Origin of the sequence: Pedobacter riviphilus (assembly GCF_014692875.1) — a bacterium.
Classification (GTDB): Bacteria; Bacteroidota; Bacteroidia; order Sphingobacteriales; family Sphingobacteriaceae; genus Pedobacter; species Pedobacter riviphilus.
Genome location: NZ_CP061171.1, coordinates 4053229 through 4072846 on the forward strand (window position 1 = coordinate 4053229; position 19618 = coordinate 4072846).

At 38.2% G+C, this 19618-nt stretch carries 13 protein-coding genes and 1 pseudogene; 9 read left to right on the forward strand and 5 right to left on the reverse strand.

The window, feature by feature from the left end; genetic code table 11:
- Positions 1-46 precede the first annotated feature (46 nt).
- Positions 47-1348: a short-chain dehydrogenase gene (locus H9N25_RS16650; protein WP_190326599.1), complete on the forward strand. Its 1302-nt coding sequence runs from the start codon at positions 47-49 to the stop codon at positions 1346-1348.
- A 91-nt stretch (positions 1349-1439) separates the two neighbouring features.
- Here the strand turns inward: H9N25_RS16650 and H9N25_RS16655 are convergent, their stop codons facing one another.
- Positions 1440-1793 carry a VOC family protein gene (locus H9N25_RS16655; protein ID WP_190326600.1) on the reverse strand — a complete coding sequence of 118 codons (354 nt, stop codon included), beginning with the start codon at positions 1791-1793 and terminating at the stop codon, positions 1440-1442.
- Positions 1794-1866: 73 nt separating this feature from the next.
- Complete coding sequence (gene msrA, locus H9N25_RS16660) at positions 1867-2466, reverse strand: peptide-methionine (S)-S-oxide reductase MsrA (RefSeq protein WP_167297038.1); 600 nt, start codon at positions 2464-2466, stop codon at positions 1867-1869.
- A gap of 355 nt (positions 2467-2821) precedes the next feature.
- On the opposite strand from msrA, the gene H9N25_RS16665 reads away from it, so the two are divergent.
- Together H9N25_RS16665 and H9N25_RS16670 are read left to right on the forward strand one after the other, a co-directional pair.
- On the forward strand, positions 2822-3784 hold the full coding sequence (locus H9N25_RS16665) for an isopenicillin N synthase family dioxygenase (RefSeq protein WP_167297039.1): 963 nt from the start codon (positions 2822-2824) through the stop codon (positions 3782-3784).
- Positions 3785-3880: 96 nt separating this feature from the next.
- The gene (locus H9N25_RS16670) at positions 3881-4723 is read left to right on the forward strand and encodes a DUF6929 family protein (protein ID WP_190326601.1); all 843 of its coding nucleotides are present in this window, start codon (positions 3881-3883) and stop codon (positions 4721-4723) included.
- A 281-nt stretch (positions 4724-5004) separates the two neighbouring features.
- On the opposite strand, the gene H9N25_RS16675 is transcribed toward H9N25_RS16670, so the two are convergent.
- Together H9N25_RS16675 and H9N25_RS16680 are read right to left on the reverse strand one after the other, a co-directional pair.
- Positions 5005-6822 (reverse strand): serine hydrolase domain-containing protein, encoded by a 1818-nt coding sequence (locus H9N25_RS16675; protein ID WP_190326602.1) that lies wholly within the window; start codon positions 6820-6822, stop codon positions 5005-5007.
- Complete coding sequence (locus H9N25_RS16680) at positions 6809-8443, reverse strand: amidohydrolase (RefSeq protein WP_190326603.1); 1635 nt, start codon at positions 8441-8443, stop codon at positions 6809-6811. The genes H9N25_RS16675 and H9N25_RS16680 overlap by 14 nt, the downstream gene beginning before the upstream one ends.
- A 589-nt stretch (positions 8444-9032) precedes the next feature.
- On the opposite strand from H9N25_RS16680, the gene mutL reads away from it, so the two are divergent.
- The 6 genes and pseudogenes from mutL (at position 9033) to H9N25_RS16710 (ending at position 18319) form a co-directional block, all read left to right on the forward strand.
- Entirely contained in the window at positions 9033-10868 is a 1836-nt protein-coding gene (mutL, locus tag H9N25_RS16685; RefSeq protein ID WP_167297042.1) for a DNA mismatch repair endonuclease MutL, read from the forward strand.
- Positions 10869-10975: 107 nt separating this feature from the next.
- Positions 10976-11688: pseudogene (locus H9N25_RS16690) on the forward strand (rhomboid family intramembrane serine protease).
- Positions 11681-12535, forward strand: coding sequence for a rhomboid family intramembrane serine protease (locus tag H9N25_RS16695; RefSeq protein ID WP_190326604.1), 855 nt, complete (start codon positions 11681-11683; stop codon positions 12533-12535). The pseudogene H9N25_RS16690 and the gene H9N25_RS16695 overlap by 8 nt, the downstream one beginning before the upstream one ends.
- Positions 12536-12564: 29 nt before the next feature.
- Positions 12565-13647: an endonuclease/exonuclease/phosphatase family protein gene (locus tag H9N25_RS16700; RefSeq protein ID WP_223833415.1), complete on the forward strand. Its 1083-nt coding sequence runs from the start codon at positions 12565-12567 to the stop codon at positions 13645-13647.
- 808 nt (positions 13648-14455) lie between these two features.
- Complete coding sequence (locus H9N25_RS16705) at positions 14456-15088, forward strand: nitroreductase family protein (RefSeq protein ID WP_167297046.1); 633 nt, start codon at positions 14456-14458, stop codon at positions 15086-15088.
- A gap of 504 nt (positions 15089-15592) precedes the next feature.
- Positions 15593-18319, forward strand: a complete 2727-nt coding sequence (locus H9N25_RS16710) for a carboxypeptidase regulatory-like domain-containing protein (RefSeq protein ID WP_223833416.1) — start codon at positions 15593-15595, stop codon at positions 18317-18319.
- A gap of 324 nt (positions 18320-18643) precedes the next feature.
- Here H9N25_RS16710 and H9N25_RS16715 read toward each other — a convergent pair whose 3' ends face one another.
- Positions 18644-19603, reverse strand: a complete 960-nt coding sequence (locus tag H9N25_RS16715; RefSeq protein WP_190326606.1) for a 2-hydroxyacid dehydrogenase — start codon at positions 19601-19603, stop codon at positions 18644-18646.
- Positions 19604-19618 lie beyond the last annotated feature (15 nt).

Below are 19618 nucleotides of genomic sequence, written 5' to 3' on the forward strand. Positions count from 1 at the left end.
TTCCTAAAATGTTAGTTTTATACATCTATTTGTTTAAACATATCTCATGAAGAATTTAATTTTATTTTGCGCTGTCCTATTTTTAGCTTCCTGTTCTGGCGAAAAAACCGACCAGCTTTTACTCGAACTTGACAAAAAGAAACTAGCAGAAAACATCAATTATGATAAAATCACATTTTATAAATTTGCAAAAATAGCTGTCCGTTCAACTGCCGTTCAAGATACCACCAAACCCGAGTATCAGAAATTCAGCAAACAGGCACAAAGTGTTGTCAGAAACCTGAACAAAGTAAACGCACACAACAGCGAAAATATTTCAGTAATCGATGCCCTGATGGTATATAAAGAATATCGATCGGTTAAACAATTTGTAAAAGAAACCGATGAAGATGTTTTTCCATTGCTTACCGCCGGTTTTATCGCGATGAAAACGGGCGTAAAAACGCCTCAACCATTTTTTAAAGATACAAACAAGGCCTACTATCAAAATATAGAACATGCCATTTTAAGCATGGCTGTACTGGCCACCAGAGATTTAGGGCAACCTTTTGCATTATATGAATGTGCTAAAACCCAACCAGAACTGCTTGATGATTGCGAAATTAAAACACTTTTAGAATTTGTGCGCGGTTTCTTGTTTTTTAGCAACAACCTGTTTTATTTATCTGAAGATGGCCTTTCGAGAAACATTAAATGGCTGGAAAAAAACGAGAAAATCCCACTCCCCTACACCAAATCATTTTTTGGCTGGAGCCGTTTAAACGATGAGCAGACACATTTGGCTTTCCATAGCATGAACTATCTTTTTAGAGGTTTCGACCGAATGAGAATGGAGCGAAAAATTGATGAAGAAAGATCGCTCGAAGATTTTGAGGCTTTCTTAAACGACATGAACAAACTCGGCATCCAAAACGAACTGGTTTGGGGAATAACCGCTTATTTAAATTTAAAGAAAGAGCAGCCCGAGAAATCACTTCCGGCATTGGAAAAGCTGAGCAAAAGCCCATTATTCTCTAACAGCGAACGCGAAGCACTGCAACAAACTATGGTTTATGTAAAAGACCGCGAGTCAGACAAGGCTTTAACCAATATATACGACAAAGCGTTTATCGGTAAAATTGCCACCAAATACATGGTTGCGGTACTCTCGAAAATAGACTGGAAAAAACTGATGAAACAGCAGGGTGTTCCTTACACCGAAGAAGTATTTGCTGGCATAGGCAAGTTTAAAGCGCTTTCCAATTCGGTGAGTGAGTATACTCAACCTTCAACTATAGAAAAAGGGGAAAAAGAGATTGGCAAGAAAGGCAGCGAACTGCTCGAAAAAGCTAAAGGTTTTTTGAACTAATGGTAAGTTTTAACCACGGATAAAAGATACACACAGATAAATTTTAGCATCTACTCAAGAGGACAAATTCATAAGCGGAAGGATTCGGGAATTAATCGAGATGACTTAAAATATTAATCAGTTTCCCAAAAGGATCTCTGGTATAAAACCGCCTAATGCCCCATGGTTCATCAGTTGGACCGTATTCGATCGGAAATTCGGCGGCTTTCACCTTTTCCAATACTTCATCAACATTTTCAACTTCGATGGATAGGTCTGGTGTAGAGGTACCCGATCCGCCTTCGGAAGCAAAACTGATCTGCACATCCATTTTTTGTCCTGTCGCCCCATAAGTGGCAATCCAACCATGATCCATTAGCAGATCAAGCCCTAAAATATCTTTATAAAAACTGGTTGCATCAGCAATTTTTTGGGTATCAATATTAAGCACTATTCTTTTTACCATAAATGGAAGTTTAAATTCCGAAGATAACAAAAAACCCTGCAATGTTTATTGCAGGGCTAGTCAAGCACGCTTATCAGTTTTTAAGCTTGGCTTTAAATATTTTTTCCAGTTTCTCTATTTTGGGTTGAATCACCAATCTGCAATAAGGCTCACTTCCGTTTTTGTTAAAATAATTCTGATGGTAATTTTCTGCAATATAAAATGGTTTGGCTGCTTCAATTGCTGTTACCACTTTTTTGCCATAAGCATTGGTTTTATTCAACTCTGCCTTATACTTTTCTGCCAAAGCTTTTTGCTCAGCCGTGTGATAAAAAACAACTGAACGGTATTGGGTACCGCTATCGGCGCCCTGGCGGTTTAAAGTAGTTGGGTCGTGGCTTTTCCAAAAAACTTCTAACAAATCATCGTAAGAAATCACCATGGGGTTATAGGTAATTTCCAAAACCTCTGCATGCCCGGTAGCACCAGTGCACACTTCTTCGTAAGTTGGATTGCTTAATGTACCGCCTTCGTAACCCGATTTTACCGACACTACACCTTTTAACCTTTGAAATATGGCCTCCGTACACCAAAAGCAGCCCATACCAAATGTGGCCTTTTCTGTTTTTTTAGGCTGTGCATTGGCCTGGTTTAAAGCCAACACCGACAATAGAATTAATATTATTTTTTTCATTGTGTGTTTATTTGTTTTTAACTGTAATGAAGCTATCATGATTTTTTATCTAATTGTTGAGATGGCAAATCACGATGGTCTCATTTTGTGTTCATTTATTTTATTAGTCGCAAATAACCCATTTACCTTACAGGCCAGCTGCATTATTTTCTAGTTAATTATACGAAATTAAACAAAGCCTAGTTTGCGTATAAATTATAATGGATTTGGTGTGACAATCAGACATCATATTTTGATTTGCAATTTTGTTAATAACTTAAAAATCTCTATATTAATTCGTTAAATACATAACACCCAACCAAAATGCAGTTATTAACAATTCTTTTTAAATTCGTATAACATTAAATATAAAATTATGTCTACACCGTATATTCCTTGTTTAGATTTAGGCTCTTACATCAATGGCTCAGCAGAAGACCGTAAAAAATTTTCTGATGAATTGGGCAGAGCTTTTAACGATTCGGGTTTTGTTACCATTACCAACCATGGCTTAAGTCAGGAATTAATTGATAAACTTTACGAAAACATTAAAGCAGCCTTTTCGTTACCCGTTGAAACCAAAAGGAAATACGAGAAACCAGAGCTAGCCGGGCAACGCGGTTATACCAGCGCGGGCAAAGAAACGGCTAAAGGTGCCAAAACACCAGATTTAAAAGAATTTTGGCAAATTGGGCAGGAAGTGACTGATGGCGATCCGGTTAAAAATGAATATCCTGATAACGAGATTTTAGAGGAATTACCAGAATTCAACAAAGTAACAGGCGAAATCTATAAAAAACTGGAAGAAAATGGGACGCATTTATTACGTGCCATTGCAACTTACTTAGAATTACCAATCAATTATTTCGACAAACATGTCCATAACGGAAATTCTATTTTAAGGGGTATCCACTACTTCCCGATCGAAAACCCTGAAACCATTCCTGATGACGCGGTACGCGCAGGTGCCCATGAAGATATTAACCTGATTACTTTATTAATCGGTGCCAGTGCAGATGGTTTAGAAGTGTTAACCCGCAGCAATGAGTGGTTACCAATTAAAGCACATCATACTGATATCGTTGTAAATGTTGGCGATATGTTACAGCGTTTAACCAACAATAAATTAAAATCGACGACACATAGAGTGGTAAACCCACCCCGTGAGTTGATGAAAACTTCACGTTTCTCTGTTCCTTTTTTCTTACACCCACGTAGCGACATGGATTTAACTAGTTTACCATCAACCATTGATGCTGAACACCCTAAAGCTTATAGCGATATGACAGCTGGTGAATATTTGGATGAAAGATTAAGAGAAATTGGATTGAAGAAGTAGTTCGGAGTCGTGAGTCCTCAGTCATGAGTCCCTCGCGAATCGTAAACAAAAATAAAAGCATCGGCCAAAACCGGTGCTTTTTTACTATTTTCAATTATGCACTCAACAATTTTAGAAGTTTTCGCCGAGATTGATGGCGTCGGCTCTGCTTCGGGGCTATTCCTTCACAATGATTTACTATATATCATTGGCGATAATAGTGGCCATTTGAATGAATACAATATCAAAACCAAAAAGCTACGCAAAATTCAGATTTTATTTGATAAAACGCTCGATCAGTTAGAAAATATCCCTAAACCCTTAAAACCCGATTTCGAAATCCTTTGCCAGCATAACAACAAGCTCTACATTTTAGGTTCGGGCTCTACGTCCAAAAGAAACCTGATGATCGAATTCGACCTGAAAACGCAAAAAGTTTTTCAAAAAGACCTGACTGAAACTTACTCCTTGCTTAAATCTATCTCCAAAATAGATGATCAGAACTTTAACCTCGAAGGCGCAGCCTTTACAGGCAATGAGTGGCTACTTTTTAACCGAGGCAATGGGATTAATGCAAAGAATGGTATATTTAATATCCAGGAAGCAGATTTAGCCAAAATTAAACAAGCTAAGTTCAATCCTTTTAAGCTTCCAAATATTGATCATGTTGAATCCTCTTTTACCGATGCTTTATTGGTAAAAAATGAAATATTTTTTATTGCTACCGCCGAAGATACCAAATCGACTTATGCCGATGGCAAAATTCTGGGCAGTTTTATTGGCAGTATTAACCTGCAGACTTTGAAGCTAACCTTCAGCAATAAAATTTCGGGCAAACATAAATTTGAAGGCATCACTTTGCTTAGCCAAAACGAGCATAGTGCAATTTTCCTGCTCTGTGAAGATCGTGATAACGAAGAACTTAAAACGGTAATTTATAAGCTGATTCTAAATCTTTAGCTTAAGAGCTATTAACTCTCTAGCAAACACCTGCCCTATCAAATACAGGCTACTCAATCACAATTCTTGGAAGCCTACCCAAATGCAGAGGCCTTTTTTAAATTGAAAGAAAATACGATCCTAATTATAAATTCAGAAATAAGCTTTTTGATGCCTATTACAGGCCTCAAAATTAGCGACTTAAACTGGAAGCCATTTGTATCTACCCAAATTACCATAGCGTCTTAATTCAACCTACCTTAATTCCCTTCACTTCTTAATGGTCTTTTAATTTTACAGGTTTATTTCTTCGATTCGTCGATGGCTTTGTTCACCACATCTTCTATCCTACCCCTAATTTTTAAGTTCGATAGTTTATCCGTAACAGTAGGATTAACACGGTTAGACAAAAATACATACACCAAACCTCGGGATGGATCTACCCAAACACAAGTTCCGGTATACCCCGTATGGCCATAAGTTTGTGGCGAAGCCAGTTCAGAAGGGTAATGTTTAGTCGTATCCGGATCCCAGCGATCGAAACCCAAACCCCTACGACTAACATTCGATTGTTTTGAGGTAAACATATCTACTGTTGTATTTTTAAAATATTCTACACCACCATAAGTTCCACGGTTTAAAAGCATCTGATAAATAATAGCCAGATCGTTGGCACTGGCAAACAAACCAGCATGACCTGAAACTCCGCCTGCTAAAGCGGCACCCTGATCATGCACATAACCTACAAGCAGGGTTTTTCTAAAATATTTATCATCTTCGGTAGGAATAATCTGCTCCGGTTTAAAACGGTTCCGCGGCAAGAAACCTGCCGTTTGCATGCCAAGTGGTTTATAAAAATTTTCGTAAGTATATTGATTTAATGGCTCTTCGCTGATGTGCTCTACAATATCTTTCATCACATACATGCTGATATCGCTGTACACATATTTACCACGTGTTTTAATGGGCGAATTGAGCATTTTAGGCCACATAAAATCTTTAAAAAAGCCTTTTTTAATATAATAGTTATCGGCTACTTTGGTTGGATAGGCCGCAGATGAATCTCTGCTATAATCGCCTGTTTTAATATAATCGTGAAAAGGAATATAAGGGATAAAACCTGCCTGGTGTAACATCACTTCCCGCACTTGAATATTGTTCATGGGTGTGGTACGTGCTTTCGGGATATAAGCACCAATATTGGTATCTAGTTTTAGTTTTCCTTCTTCAAATAAACGCATTACTGCAGGTGTGGTTGCCGTTACCTTGGTTACCGAGGCCAGATCAAAAATATCTGTTACCTTATCGGGCACATTGGTATCGTAGGTATGCGTACCATAAGCCTTATTAAAAATAACTTTACCATCTTTCGCTACCAAAACCACCAATCCCGGGGTTGCTCTCTGTGTTATCGCTTCGGAAGCAATGGCATCAATTTCTTTTAAATTATTGGAGTTGATTCCCGCATCTTCAGGTACTGTATATTTTAAGCGGGTAGCGGTGGTCACAAAGCCTGAACCCATCGTATAACGGGCAGAAAAGGCTGTGGTTAACTTATTCATAGCGGCAATGCCACCAAAAATATATTGTGGAACAATCGCAGCGGCATCAGCATTGTTCTGTGCCGTCCATATAATCGGCGATTGCAACAGATCAAATGATTTTAAACCTGGCCCGTTACCAAAAAAAGAAATAATTACCTGTTTATTCTTACTGATGCTGTTGATAAAATTGATGTATTTAGCTTTGTTTACATTCTGATCATCGATACTGATTAAAATTGTATTGAAATATTTTAGATCATCTTCTAAATCATTCAGATTCAAGCTATCTTTATAAGAATCAGCAGAAAATGAAGTAATTTTATCATATTTATTGGCCAGACTATCGAACACATTACTATAGGCAAAACTCAGGCTAACAGAAGCGATATTTTTCTTTTCAAGCGATTTTAGCGGGATAATAGCATCTTGGTTATTTAATAATACGGTTGTGTTTGAAATGGCATTGGCAATAGCCAGTTTTTTCTCATTTGTGGTATGCTCCTGTGCGCAGGCCATTAAGCATAAAACATTAAAAAAACTCGCCGCAGCCAGGATATACAATCTATTTCGCTTCATATACTTTTTCTCCGTTCAAATAGGTTTTTAAGACTTTGGTTTTTAATATTTTTTGTGGTGTTGATTTTAAAATATCGTGATCGAGCATAACAAAATCGGCTAATTTGCCTTTCTCCAAGCTGCCCTTTTCATGTTCTTCAAAATTAGCTTTGGCGGCCCAAATGGTCATTCCGCGTAAGGTTTCTTCTGGCGTTAAAGCATTTTCCCTCTGGAAGCCCCCCTTTGGAAAACCTTTTGCATCTGCTCTCACTGTTGCTGCATAAAACGTTAATAATGGATTAATGTTTTCTACCGGGAAATCGGTACCCAATGGAATCCAACCGTTTTGTTTTAACAATTGTTTGTAAGCATAGGCACTTTTTAACCTTTCAGCACCCAAACGCTGTCCTGCCCAATACATATCAGAAGTAGCATGCGTAGGCTGAACGGATGGAACAATGCTGGCTTTTCCGAACAGGTCAAAATCGCTGGCATTCACCACCTGTGCATGTTCAATACGCCAGCGTTTATCGTTTTTCCCCTTTAAGATTTTATTGTAAATATTCAGGATTACCCGATTCGCCGAATCGCCGATGGCATGAGTACACATCTGGAAATGATTGGCAGCAATTTTTGCAGCTACTTCTTCAAAATGTTGCTGATCGCTCAATAGAAAACCAGTTTTGTGAGGCATATCGCTATAAGGATGCAACAGGCAGGCACCACGCGAACCTAAAGCACCATCGGCATAAACTTTAAATGCCCGGACATTTAACCGATCGGTTTTAATCGGCCCGCGACTAAAAAGATATTTATAATTATCAGGCTCGTCTGAAAGCATTACATAGAGCCTCATTTTCAGTTTGTTTTCTTTTTGCAGTTTCTCGATGAATTCAACAGCCTGGTAACTTAAGCCGCAATCATCAATAGTGGTTAAACCAGCAGCGAAACAGTTTTTCTGCGCATCTATAAATATTTTTTCGGCCAGTTTAGCATCTGGTGAAGGGATTTTACGCGCTACTAAAGCTACGGCGTTATCGATTAATACACCGGTGAGCTTTCCATTTTGGGTAAGCATATCGCCGCCTACCAGTTTCTGTTCACTTTTAATGCCGGCATCATCTAACGCTTTTTGGTTAGCAATGGCCGCGTGCCCATCAATCCGGTTTAAAAATACCGGGCGATCTGGAAAAAGCGCTGTTAACTGTTCATTGGTAGGGAAAGCTTTATTGTCCCAATCGTTTTGGTCCCAGCCATTACCAATTAACCAACCCTCAGGGTGCGTTTTAGCAAAATCGCTTAGGCGAGCAAGCACTTCATCCCACGATTTTGTTTCTCTTAAATCGGCCGTTTGCAAACTTTTGCCATAACCATAAAAATGAGCATGCGCATCTATAAAACCTGGATAAACGGTTTTGCCTTCTGCATTGATTTCTTCTTTGCCAGTATATTTGGTTTGAATATCATCACTTTTGCCAAGGGCCAGAATTTTACCATTCCTCACAGCGAAGGCTTCAACCGTATCAAATTTACTATTAACGGTATAAACCTTTGCGTTGAAAACAATTACATCAACTTTTTCCTTTTTGGTGCAGGAAGTGAGCAGCAGAATAAAAAAAAGGCTGTATAAAATGGATTTCATATCGATAAAGATAGAAAATTGAAAGCATTTGGACTTGTAAATTCGGTTTTACAGAAAGGAATCTGTATAAAGAATTATTTTGCCAAGGGATACACGGAATTAGTCTTAATCCGTGGTCACTGTCTCACAAACTAATAGATTATCATTTTTGTATCCTGCCTATCTCAATAATATCTTTTTCTATCCGTGAGGACACAGGCCGAGGTAAGCGATGCTGAAACAAATCCGCTAGTTATCGGATCCGGAGGACGACTCTTAATAAACCAGTGAATGGATTGCTGCATTTATGACAACTGGCCTAAGTGAAATAAACCAGATGGGAGCGGCATCTTTTTGGGCTGCCTTTCGACTCCGCTCAGGATGGCAGGCTAAAAGATACAGCGTACAGCGGGACTACCAGAACCGATTGGCACAGGAACCTGCTTTTCAAAAAAAGCGATACAGGATTAATTTATATAAACTGTTCTTTGCAATGAAGACCAACAAAGTAATTCTATTTACCAACAGTCATTTACATGTTGAGTTTTAAACAAATCGGGTTCTTTAAGCTTATTTTGCATAATTTAGCGCATTCACTTTGCCCTAATACATGACTGATATTATTCACTTATTGCCTGATGCTGTTGCCAATCAAATTGCTGCTGGAGAAGTTGTTCAACGACCTGCTTCTGCGGTAAAAGAATTGCTCGAAAATTCGATAGATGCCGGCGCAGATAAAATACAACTGGTAGTAAAAGATGCTGGGAAAGCATTAATTCAGATTATTGATAATGGCTGTGGAATGAGTGTTACCGATGCCAGAATGTGTTTCGAACGCCATGCTACATCGAAGGTAAAAAAAGCCGAAGATTTATTTGCCATCCGTACCATGGGTTTCCGCGGCGAGGCCATGGCTTCTATTGCGGCCATTGCGCAGGTAGAAATGAAAACCCGCAGGCATGAAGACGAAATTGGCACTTGCATTTCTATTGAAGGTGCACAGGTAACCAATCAGGAACCGGTAGCTACTTCGCCCGGAACACAGATTTCGATTAAAAACCTGTTTTTTAATACCCCCGCCAGGAGAAACTTTCTTAAAAGTAATCCGGTTGAAATGCGCCACATTCTGGATGAATTTCAACGGGTAGCATTGGCGCATCCGGGTGTTTTTTTTAGTCTGCATCACGATGGAACCGAGATTTTTAACCTGCCAAAAGGCAATTTAAAACAGCGCATTGTCCACCTTTTTGGCAACAACTATAACGAACGTTTGGTTCCTGTTGAAGAGGAAACGACTATTATTAACCTTAAAGGATATATTGGTAAACCTGCTTTTGCAAAAAAAACCAGGGGCGAGCAATTCTTTTTTGTGAATAACCGTTTTATTAAAGATCCTTATTTAAACCATGCGGTAAGCTCTGCTTTCGAAGAGTTATTGCCCGACGACAGTTACCCGCTATATGTATTGTTTATAGAGATAGACCCGTCGAAAATCGATGTAAACGTACATCCTACTAAAACAGAGATTAAATATCTGGATGAAAAATCTATTTATGCAATCATGAAATCGGCTGTAAAACGTTCCATTGGTCGGTATAATATTGCACCAACCTTAGATTTTGATCAGGAAACTGGTTTTAGCAATATGATTACCCATAAAGCGGTAGAAGATATTATACCACCGAGCATTAATTTCAACCCTGATTTTAATCCTTTTGCCAGTGATAGTAGTTCTACTTCGGGATATGCGACTTCATCAAGAAATTATGAAGCCAAACCGAGTGCTAAAAACTGGGGGTCGCTTTATGAAATAACAGAACAGCCAATTGTAGCGCAAACCTCTATTTATGCTGATGAAACTGTTTTAGAAACCAAGCAGAAGCAGTACATGCAATTGCATAACCGCTATATTGTTTCGCAGATCAAATCAGGGTTAATGGTGATCGATCAACAAATGGCACATGAACGAATCCTTTACGAACGTTTTCTCGTACATCTGGATGACCGCAAAGGCGCATCGCAGCAGAGTTTATTTCCGCAAACCATTACACTTAATGCCCATGATTTTGAACTGGCCAAAAGTTTACTGGACGATATAAAAAGTTTAGGCTTCGATGTACGGGAATTTGGGAAAAATACGTTGGTAGTAGAAGGTGTTCCGGTTGATCTGGGTAGCAGTAATATTAACGAAACGCAATTATTTGAACAATTGATTGAAGGCTTTAAAAACTCACAGCAGGAACTAAAATTAAGCAAACGCGATAGCCTTGCCAGAAGTTTAGCAAAAAATAGTGCCATTAAAGCCGGAACAAGCCTTGGCCAGGAAGAAATGAATACTTTGATTGATGAGCTTTTTGCCTGTAAAACACCTAACTTTAGCGTGAGCGGTAAACCGATTATCCAAACCATTACCTTGGCGGAGCTGGATAAGAAGTTTGAGAAATAGGTTTAGGGTTTAGGGTTTAGGGTTTAGGGTTTAGGGTTTAGGGTTTAGGGTTTAGGGAAAACAACTGAAGATTAAACTTTGCCGTTTAAAAACAAGAAAAAAATTAAATGAATAACATATATATTCCACCGGTAGTAAAAAACCTACTGATTATTAACATCTTATTTTTTATCGGTACTTTGATATATAGCTCTAACGATGTGTATCCATTTGTACAGTGGTTTGCTGTTTACTATTTTGATTCCCCAAGTTTTAAAATCTGGCAGCCTATAACTTATATGTTTATGCATAGCCCGGTCGATTATTTCCATATCATATTTAATATGTTTGCACTTTACAGTTTTGGAAGCATTTTAGAACAACGGTGGGGAGCCAAAAAATTCATTATCTTTTATTTCATAACTGGTCTAGGTGCACTGGCACTACAATGGGCTGTTCAATCTTATGAAATATATCATGTAGCCGGGCACTTTATTTCTGATATTTCGGCATATGTCCCCAAAAATCCTGCAGAAAGGGATCTTTTAGGTGATATTTACTACGGGCCTATGTTAGGTGCTTCGGGTGCAATTTTTGGCTTACTTGTAGCTTTTGGAATGCTTTACCCCAACGCCGAATTACTAATTATGTTTATTCCAATTCCAGTAAAGGCAAAGTATATTATTCCAATTTATATTATAATTGAACTGGTTTTAGGTGTTGGGAAATTCCAAGGCGATTCGGTTGCCCATTATGCTCACCTTGGGGGGCTCTAATCGGCTTTATACTTGTTAAAATATGGAAAGACAAAAACGATACATTTTATACACTCTATGAATAATACTTTCAAAGATTTAAAATACAAGGTTTTTCAATCGGGCAATCCAATATTCTTTTACATTGGTATAAACGTACTTTTGTTTCTGGTTATCGCTGTTATTGGGCTATTTAGCAGGCTTAGTGGCCAAGGTGATATTGTTGGTCTATTTGTTAGCGATTATTTAGGTTTACCCGCCAGTATTTCAAAACTGCCCGAACGATTTTATACCCTATTTACCTACATGTTTATCCATGATGGGATTCTTCACATCTTGTTTAATATGCTCGGCTTATTTTGGTTCGGCAACATATTCATGAATTTTTTAAAAAGCCGTCAGTTCCACTTTGTATACCTGGCGGGCGGTCTTTTTGGTGGTTTATTTGCCGTTGCTGTATTAAATATATTTCCGCTTTATGCCAACGGACTAGCAAGTGTAACTATTGTAGGAGCATCAGCCGCTGTAATGGCCATTATTGTTGCTGCAGCAACACTGGTACCCAATTACAGCATCATGCTGCTTTTTTTTGGTGAGGTTAAAATAAAATGGATTGCCATTGTTTATTTTGTACTCGACTTTCTAGCCATCGGTTCGCTAAATGCAGGCGGAAGTTTAGCGCATATAGGGGGTGCCCTGGTTGGTTTTATTTTTATTAAACGCCTGCAAAGCGGAAGCGACTGGAGCAAACTGTTTGAGCGCAAACCAAAACTAAAAGTGGTTCGCAACGAAAAGCCGGTTAAAAAGCCCGAGTTTAAGGGAGGCGTTTCTCAACAGGAAATAGATGCCATTTTAGACAAAATATCAACCTCAGGATACGATAAATTAACAGCAGCAGAAAAAGAGAAATTATTTAAGGCGAGTAAAGATTAATGGCCACAAAAAAGAAGAAATATAATTTCATGGATAAACTCCTCTTGCCTATTGCCGTTATGTTGGCAATAGCTTTGCTTTTGGGAGTTCTGGCCGGAAATATGGATCCAAGGAAACATGCCATTATTGCTTTTTTCGGGCTTGCCTACCCCTTTGTCCTATTCGCTAATATTATTTTCTTGGTTTGGTGGTTTTTAAGCAAAAAATGGATTTTTGCAATCGCTACCATTCTGGTTATTGCACTCGGTGCCAAAACTTTAAAAGCAACTTTTGCCATTGGTGGCGATGAAGGTGGCGCTGAAAAGGCAGACAATAGCATCAGAATGATGACTTATAATGTGCACAGTTTTAAACTATATGGCGAAGACAATACCGAATCGGTTAAAGAAAAAATGCTTCAGGTGGTAAAAGACCAAAATCCTGATATTATTTGTTTCCAGGAGTTTTTTACCCGCTATAAGGGTGCATTTGATACTGTTGATAGCCTGAAGGCCCTACTAAATACGAAATATTACTATTTCGTACCCACCAATAAAAACGATTACGAAGCTACAGGCTTAGCCATATTTTCTAAATATCCGATTAAAAATTCTGGTAAAATTCCTTTTGTTGAAGGTTTCCCGGGTAATATGAGTATTTATACTGATCTAAACATTAAAGGAAAAACGCTAAGGGTTTATAATGTACATTTTCAATCAATTTCTTTCGAAAAACAAGATTACGAATATTTAGATAAGGTTAAGGAAATGAATACAGAACTGCAGCCATCTAAACGGATTTTAAGAATGCTGAAAAGTGCCTTTTTTAAACGTAGCGGTCAGGTAGATATTATGAAAAAAGAAATGGCCACCTGTAAAACACCTTACCTTATTGCAGGCGATTTTAACGATACACCAGCATCGTACGTAGTTACCCAAATTACAGCTGGTTTAAATAATAGTTTTATTAAAAAGGGCAATGGCCTCGGAAAAACCTATAATGGTAAATTCCCAAATTTCCAGATCGATTACATTGCTACTTCTAAGGAACTTGAGGTGTTAAATTATAAAATTACCAAGGCCAAGTTATCCGATCACTTTCCGGTACGCAGCGATTTAAGGTTTGTTCCCTAAGGCTTAATTACGATTTTATGGTGCGTGAAAACACGAACCATGGCGATGGAAAAAATCGCGCTTTCGATTGTCGTTTAATGATTTTTTATTTGGAGCGCAATGCCTGTACAAAACAATAAGTTTTTTCCCGTTTTTCATTTTTGGGGTTGCAGGGTACACAAACCCTTGTTCCTAAACCCGATTGCAATGAAAAGCCCACAGCGTAGCGAGGACTTGTAATGCAAAGCGGGACTGAAGTTACCAAGAACCACAGGCTAATCATTTCCTAATTTTAAAATACTAATTTCAATTTGGAGCGCAATCCCTGTGCAAAACAATAAGTTTCTTCCCGTTTTACACTTATACGCTTCGCTTCCTCGTACCTCGTTGCTGCAGGGTATTGCTCAACCGGGGCTAGATGGCCACAGTAGCATTTCATTTGTGGGGCTGCAGGGTGCACAAACCTCTGTTTCTAAACCCAGATTGTAATGAAAAGCCCACAGCGTAGCGAGGACTTGTAATGCAAAGCGGGACTGAAGCTGCCAAGAACCACAAGCCATTCATTTTCTAATTTTAATCAGGCTCTTTCATAATTCGTCATTCTGAATTTATTCCATTTCAGTCAATGAGACACCAACCGATAGAATAATCCTGTTTCTTTATTTCGCATCTTATTCTGTTGACTGAAGTCAACGGTTAAGCGCCCCTCTTTACCGCTGGCTTCAGCCAAAGGAGGCCAAACAAAAATTTTTCTTATCATACATCAACAATAGGTTTATTCCTTATCTCCATATTTGCTTCATAAAATTTAAAAAAAATCTTCAAAAATATGAGCTTAATAGATGCCCTAAACTGGCGTTATGCCGTTAAGAAAATGAACGGTCAACCTGTTGAACAAGAAAAAGTTGATAAAATTATTGCTGCTGCACATTTAGCACCAACATCATCAGGTTTACAGCCATTTAAAGTTATTGTGGTTACCAACCAGGAGTTAAAAGAGAAAATCGCACCGATTGCTTATAACCAATCGCAAGTGATCGATTCTTCTCACCTATTGATTTTCGCAGCCAATGAAAACTATACAGAAGAAGGTATTGATGCTGTTTTTAGCAGAATGAATGCTGAGCGTGGTTTACCTGAAAGTGGAACCGATGCTTACAAAGCACAATTAAAAGGTATGATCTTATCCAGAACTGCTGAAGAAAACTTTAACCATGCAGCCCGTCAGGCGTATATCGGTTTCGGTATCGCTATTGCAGAAGCAGCTTTGTTAAAAGTAGATGCTACCCCAATGGAAGGCTTTAACGGCCCTGCTTTAGATGAACTTTTAGGTTTAGATAAAAAAGGCTTAAAAAGTGTTACCCTATTGCCATTAGGAAACAGAGATGAAGCCGGCGATTGGTTGGTAAACCTTAAAAAGGTACGTTCCCCTAAAGAAGAGTTCTTAATTGAGTTTAAATAACAGGCAAACACCATTATATTTAAAACGGGCCGCTTTTAGCGGCCTGTTTTGTTTTAAGATACCATCTGTAGCGTCTCTACGGATTGCTGAGAGATTGAGCTTGTAACTCTATGATTATAAAGCGAGTCAGAGACTCTCTTCTATGCTGAAATCCATGCCCTTCGGAACACTAAGGACAGGCGGCTTTTTGACGATAAAATCACTAGATACTGTCCGTAGAGTTAAGCGTAGCGTCTCTACGGATTTTTTAATAAGATTGAGTTTATAACTCAATACCTAAAAGCGAGTCGGAGACGCTCTTCTATTCTTAAATCCGTAGTGCCCTTCGGAACACTACGGACAGGCAAGGACAGGCAAGTAACCGGTTCTGTTGACAGTTAGCGGTTTAAACTAATAAACCGATAAACTTAAATCTTTTGTAAAAAAATGTTAAACATCATCACATTTTATGTGCTCTATTTATAATTGGATATATTTACGGACTTAGCATTTAATATCCAATCCATGAAGATTTTTAGATTATCGTTTATCATACTGTTACTTCTATCAGCACTAAGTTTTTCTTCTTCGGCCCAAACCGATACCATTAGCATAAACAGTATTATTACCAAAACGAATAAGGTATTGAGCGATTACCCAGCTGAAAAGATTTATCTTCATTTTGACAAACCTTATTACGCAGTAGCCGATACGGTTTGGTTTAAAGCTTATGTTACCGAAAACCAAAATTTCTTATCAGCCATCAGTAAGATCATTTATGTGGATGTGATCAATCAGAAAGATTCGCTTATCCAAACTATAAAATTACCCATTACAGGTGGTTTTGCTTATGGCAGTTTTCCCTTAGATCAGATCAACTACAAACAAGGCAATTACCATATTAGGGCTTATACTTTATGGATGCTTAACAGTGAAGATCCTGCTTATTTTAACAAAACTTTTTATGTAGGTGAAGCAATCGATAAAGAGGTAAAAACCCATATCACCTATAAAAACACCTCTACTGATAAGTTAGAAAAGATTGACGCACGTGTACAATTTAAAGATGCCAATAATAAACCTTATGCCAATAAAAATGTAAGCTGGCAAGTGGTTACCAGTTATACAGTTATTGCCAAAGGAAGGGGCACAACAGATACCAACGGATATTTAACCATCGCGATGAGCAATGCACAAAAGGCAGAATATCAATTACAAAAAGGCGAACTGATTACCAGTATTAATACCACTGATAAAGATGTAGCAAGCAGTAGCTTTCAACTTAAAAACGCTATTGTAAGCAAAGATTTTCAATTTTTTCCGGAAGGCGGGAGTTTAATCGCTGGCCTAAACACTAAAGTAGCCTTTAAAGCCATTAAAAGTGATGGTTTAGGCATTAATTCAAAAGGTACGGTAACCGATAATGATGGCAAAACTGTTGCCACTTTTACTGCTCAGCATTTAGGAATGGGCAGTTTCAGTTTATTGGCTGAAGCCGGAAAAACTTACAAAGCAGCTGTAACCTATGCCGACGGCACCACTCAAAATTATAATTTGCCGGCAGTTGTTGCAAATGGTGCTGCCGTAAATATAGATAATAGCAGTGCAGATAATATAGCCATAAAAATTTTGGCTAACGATGCTTTCTTTGAACAGAATCAGGGCAAAAAGCTTTATTTAATAGCGCAGAGTAAAGGCGTTATCTGTTATGGTGCACAAACGGCATTATCAAACAAAGAGTACAATACAACCGTACTTAAATCCAAATTCCCGAATGGAATTGCACAATTTACCTTGTTTAATGAGTTTGGTAAACCATTAAGTGAGCGATTGGTTTTTGTTCAGCACAAAAATACCATGGCGGTAACTTTAACCAGTGCTGCAACTACTTACGGAACTAAGAAAAAGGTAAAAATAAATGTAGCTGCCAAAAAAGATGGCGCCCCCGTAGAAGGTAACTTCTCGGTAGCTGTTGTAGATGAGTCAAAAGTTCCATCAAACGAAGATGCAACCAGTACCATATTAACAGGACTTTTATTAAGCAGCGATGTTAAAGGCTATATCGAAAAAGCAAATTATTACTTTAATGCGCCAGATGCGAAGAAAAATGCAGATTTAGATGTACTATTACTAACCCAGGGCTACCGCAGTTTCAAATACACCGATATTATTGCCAATAAATTACCTAAAATTGATTTCTTACCAGAACAAGGCATCGAAATTTCGGGTATTTTACGCCAAAACAATGGCATTCCGGTTAGAAAGGGAGCCTTATTATTAACCATACCGGATAAACGTTTCAATTTAGAAAGTACCACTGACCCTGTTGGGAATTTTAAATTCCAAAATCTGATGTTTAACGATTCCTCTAAAGTGACCATTACCGCTAAGTACAATGTTAACTACAAAAACATGACCTTAAGCTTAAATGGTGCACCGGTACCTACACTCACCAGAAACTTTAGTGCGGCAGAAGAGGTTTTGAATATCGATAGTGCTTTAACCAGTTATTTAGATAACAGCAAAAGGCAATATGCTTATTTACATACACTAAAAGATGTAAACATTAAAGCCGCTGTGGTTCCAAAAGTAAGTCATAAAGATTATCCTGCACTGAGCGGACTAAGTCAAATGGCCGACCATGAGGTTAGTGGCGATCGATTTAAAGGATGTGGTTTATTGATTAACTGTTTACAAGGTATGCTTGCCGGTGTTACCTTCGTTGATAATAATTTTTATGTAACCAGAGATTACAATCAGGGCAAAAAAATCCCGATGGGTATTTTCATTAACGGGATGAATGTAGACGTAAACCAGATCAACACATTAGATCCTAATCAGCTCGAATCGGTTGAGGTATTTTTAAGAGATGATTTAGGCTTGGTTAACCGTGCCAATAATGTAAACGGTGTAATTGTATTTAACCAGAAAAAGGCACCTAAAGGAACCAAAATTACGAAAGCACAGTTGATGGATATGCTTCCAAAATACTACGAGCTTACTTTCTCGCCCCAGGGCTATAACAAAGAAAAACAGTTTTACTCACCTAAATATGATGTTCCTGCAAGCATGAACCGTAACGATTTAAGAACCACTATTTACTGGAACCCTAAAGTAATTACTGATGCAACGGGTAATGCCTCTTTCGAATATTATAATGCAGATGGCAAAGGCCAGTATAAAGTAATTATTGAAGGAATAGATGCCAACGGAAATTTAGGAAGATCGGTGTTTAAATACCTCGTTAAATAGAAGTTAAGGTTCGCTTGTTTTGGCGAGCTGAAACAGATTAAGCGGCTTAACTGGTGAATGGTTTAAATTGGTTAACTGTAACCAAACATAGTCATCCTAAAGGATAATTTATGGTATAAAAATCAATTGAATGACAGATAAAGAAAGTGAATGATCGAAGTATCTTCATTTCGACCGCAGTGGAGAACCCGAAGGCTCTGCGAAGCAAAATCTTTTAAATTTGATTAGATAACTTAGTAAAAGATCTCTCCTCCGAAGGAGTTCCTTTGGAACATTTCGCTATGCTACAGTCGAGATGAGGACAATTCTATTGGATTTATCATCTCATTTCACCTCGAAAGGCAGTTTTTCTCCTTTCAATCCCGCCATAATATTCTTAACAATAATTTTAGCCATCGCGGCTCTGGTTTCTTCCGTGGCTGAGCCAATGTGTGGTAAAACGGCAACGTTTTCCATCGCTAACAAGGGATTATTTTTATCCATCGGTTCTGGGTTCGTTACATCCAAACCTGCCCCCCATATCATTTTCTCCTCTAAGGCTTTGATTAAATCCTTTTCGTTATGAATACCACCTCTGGCCGTATTAATAAAAATAGAATTGGGTTTCATCTGTTTAAAAACATCTAGCGTAAATTTACCCTTGGTTTCTGGTGTTAGTGCCGTATGGATAGAAAGTACATCACTTTGAGCCAAAAGTTCTTCAAAAGATACATATTTGGCACCGATTTCTTTTTCAGCTTCTTCGTTACGCGAGCGGTTATGGTAAATTACCTGCATGCTGTAAGCGCCAATGCATTTTTTTGCCATCTCTAACCCAATTTTTCCAAGGCCGAAAATACCAAGGGTTTTGCCATTTATTTCAATACCAAGTTCAGGACTGGGTTCATAGTTTTTCCATTCACCCTTAATAATTTTCTTATGGGAGTAGAAAGCCTTTCTGGAAACAGCCAGCATCAATAAAAAAGCGGTATCAGCAGTGGCGGCACTTAACACCCCGGGTGTATTTCCGATTGGAATACCCAAGGCCTTTGCTGCAGCTACATCTACGTTATCGTAACCTACTGAATGTAGCGCAATAACCTTTAAATGACTACAAGCTTTCAGAAATTCAGCATTAATCTTATTTGGGCCTACACTAATCAAAGCATCCTGATCCTGGCAGGCTTCAATCAATTCTTGAAGTGTAATTTGTCGGTTTTCTTTCCACTGGGTAATGGATATATTGTTTTCTTCCAGTTTTTTTATTCCAACTGAAGCAATGTTGCCACTTATAAATACTTTCATATTTTATTTAACAGT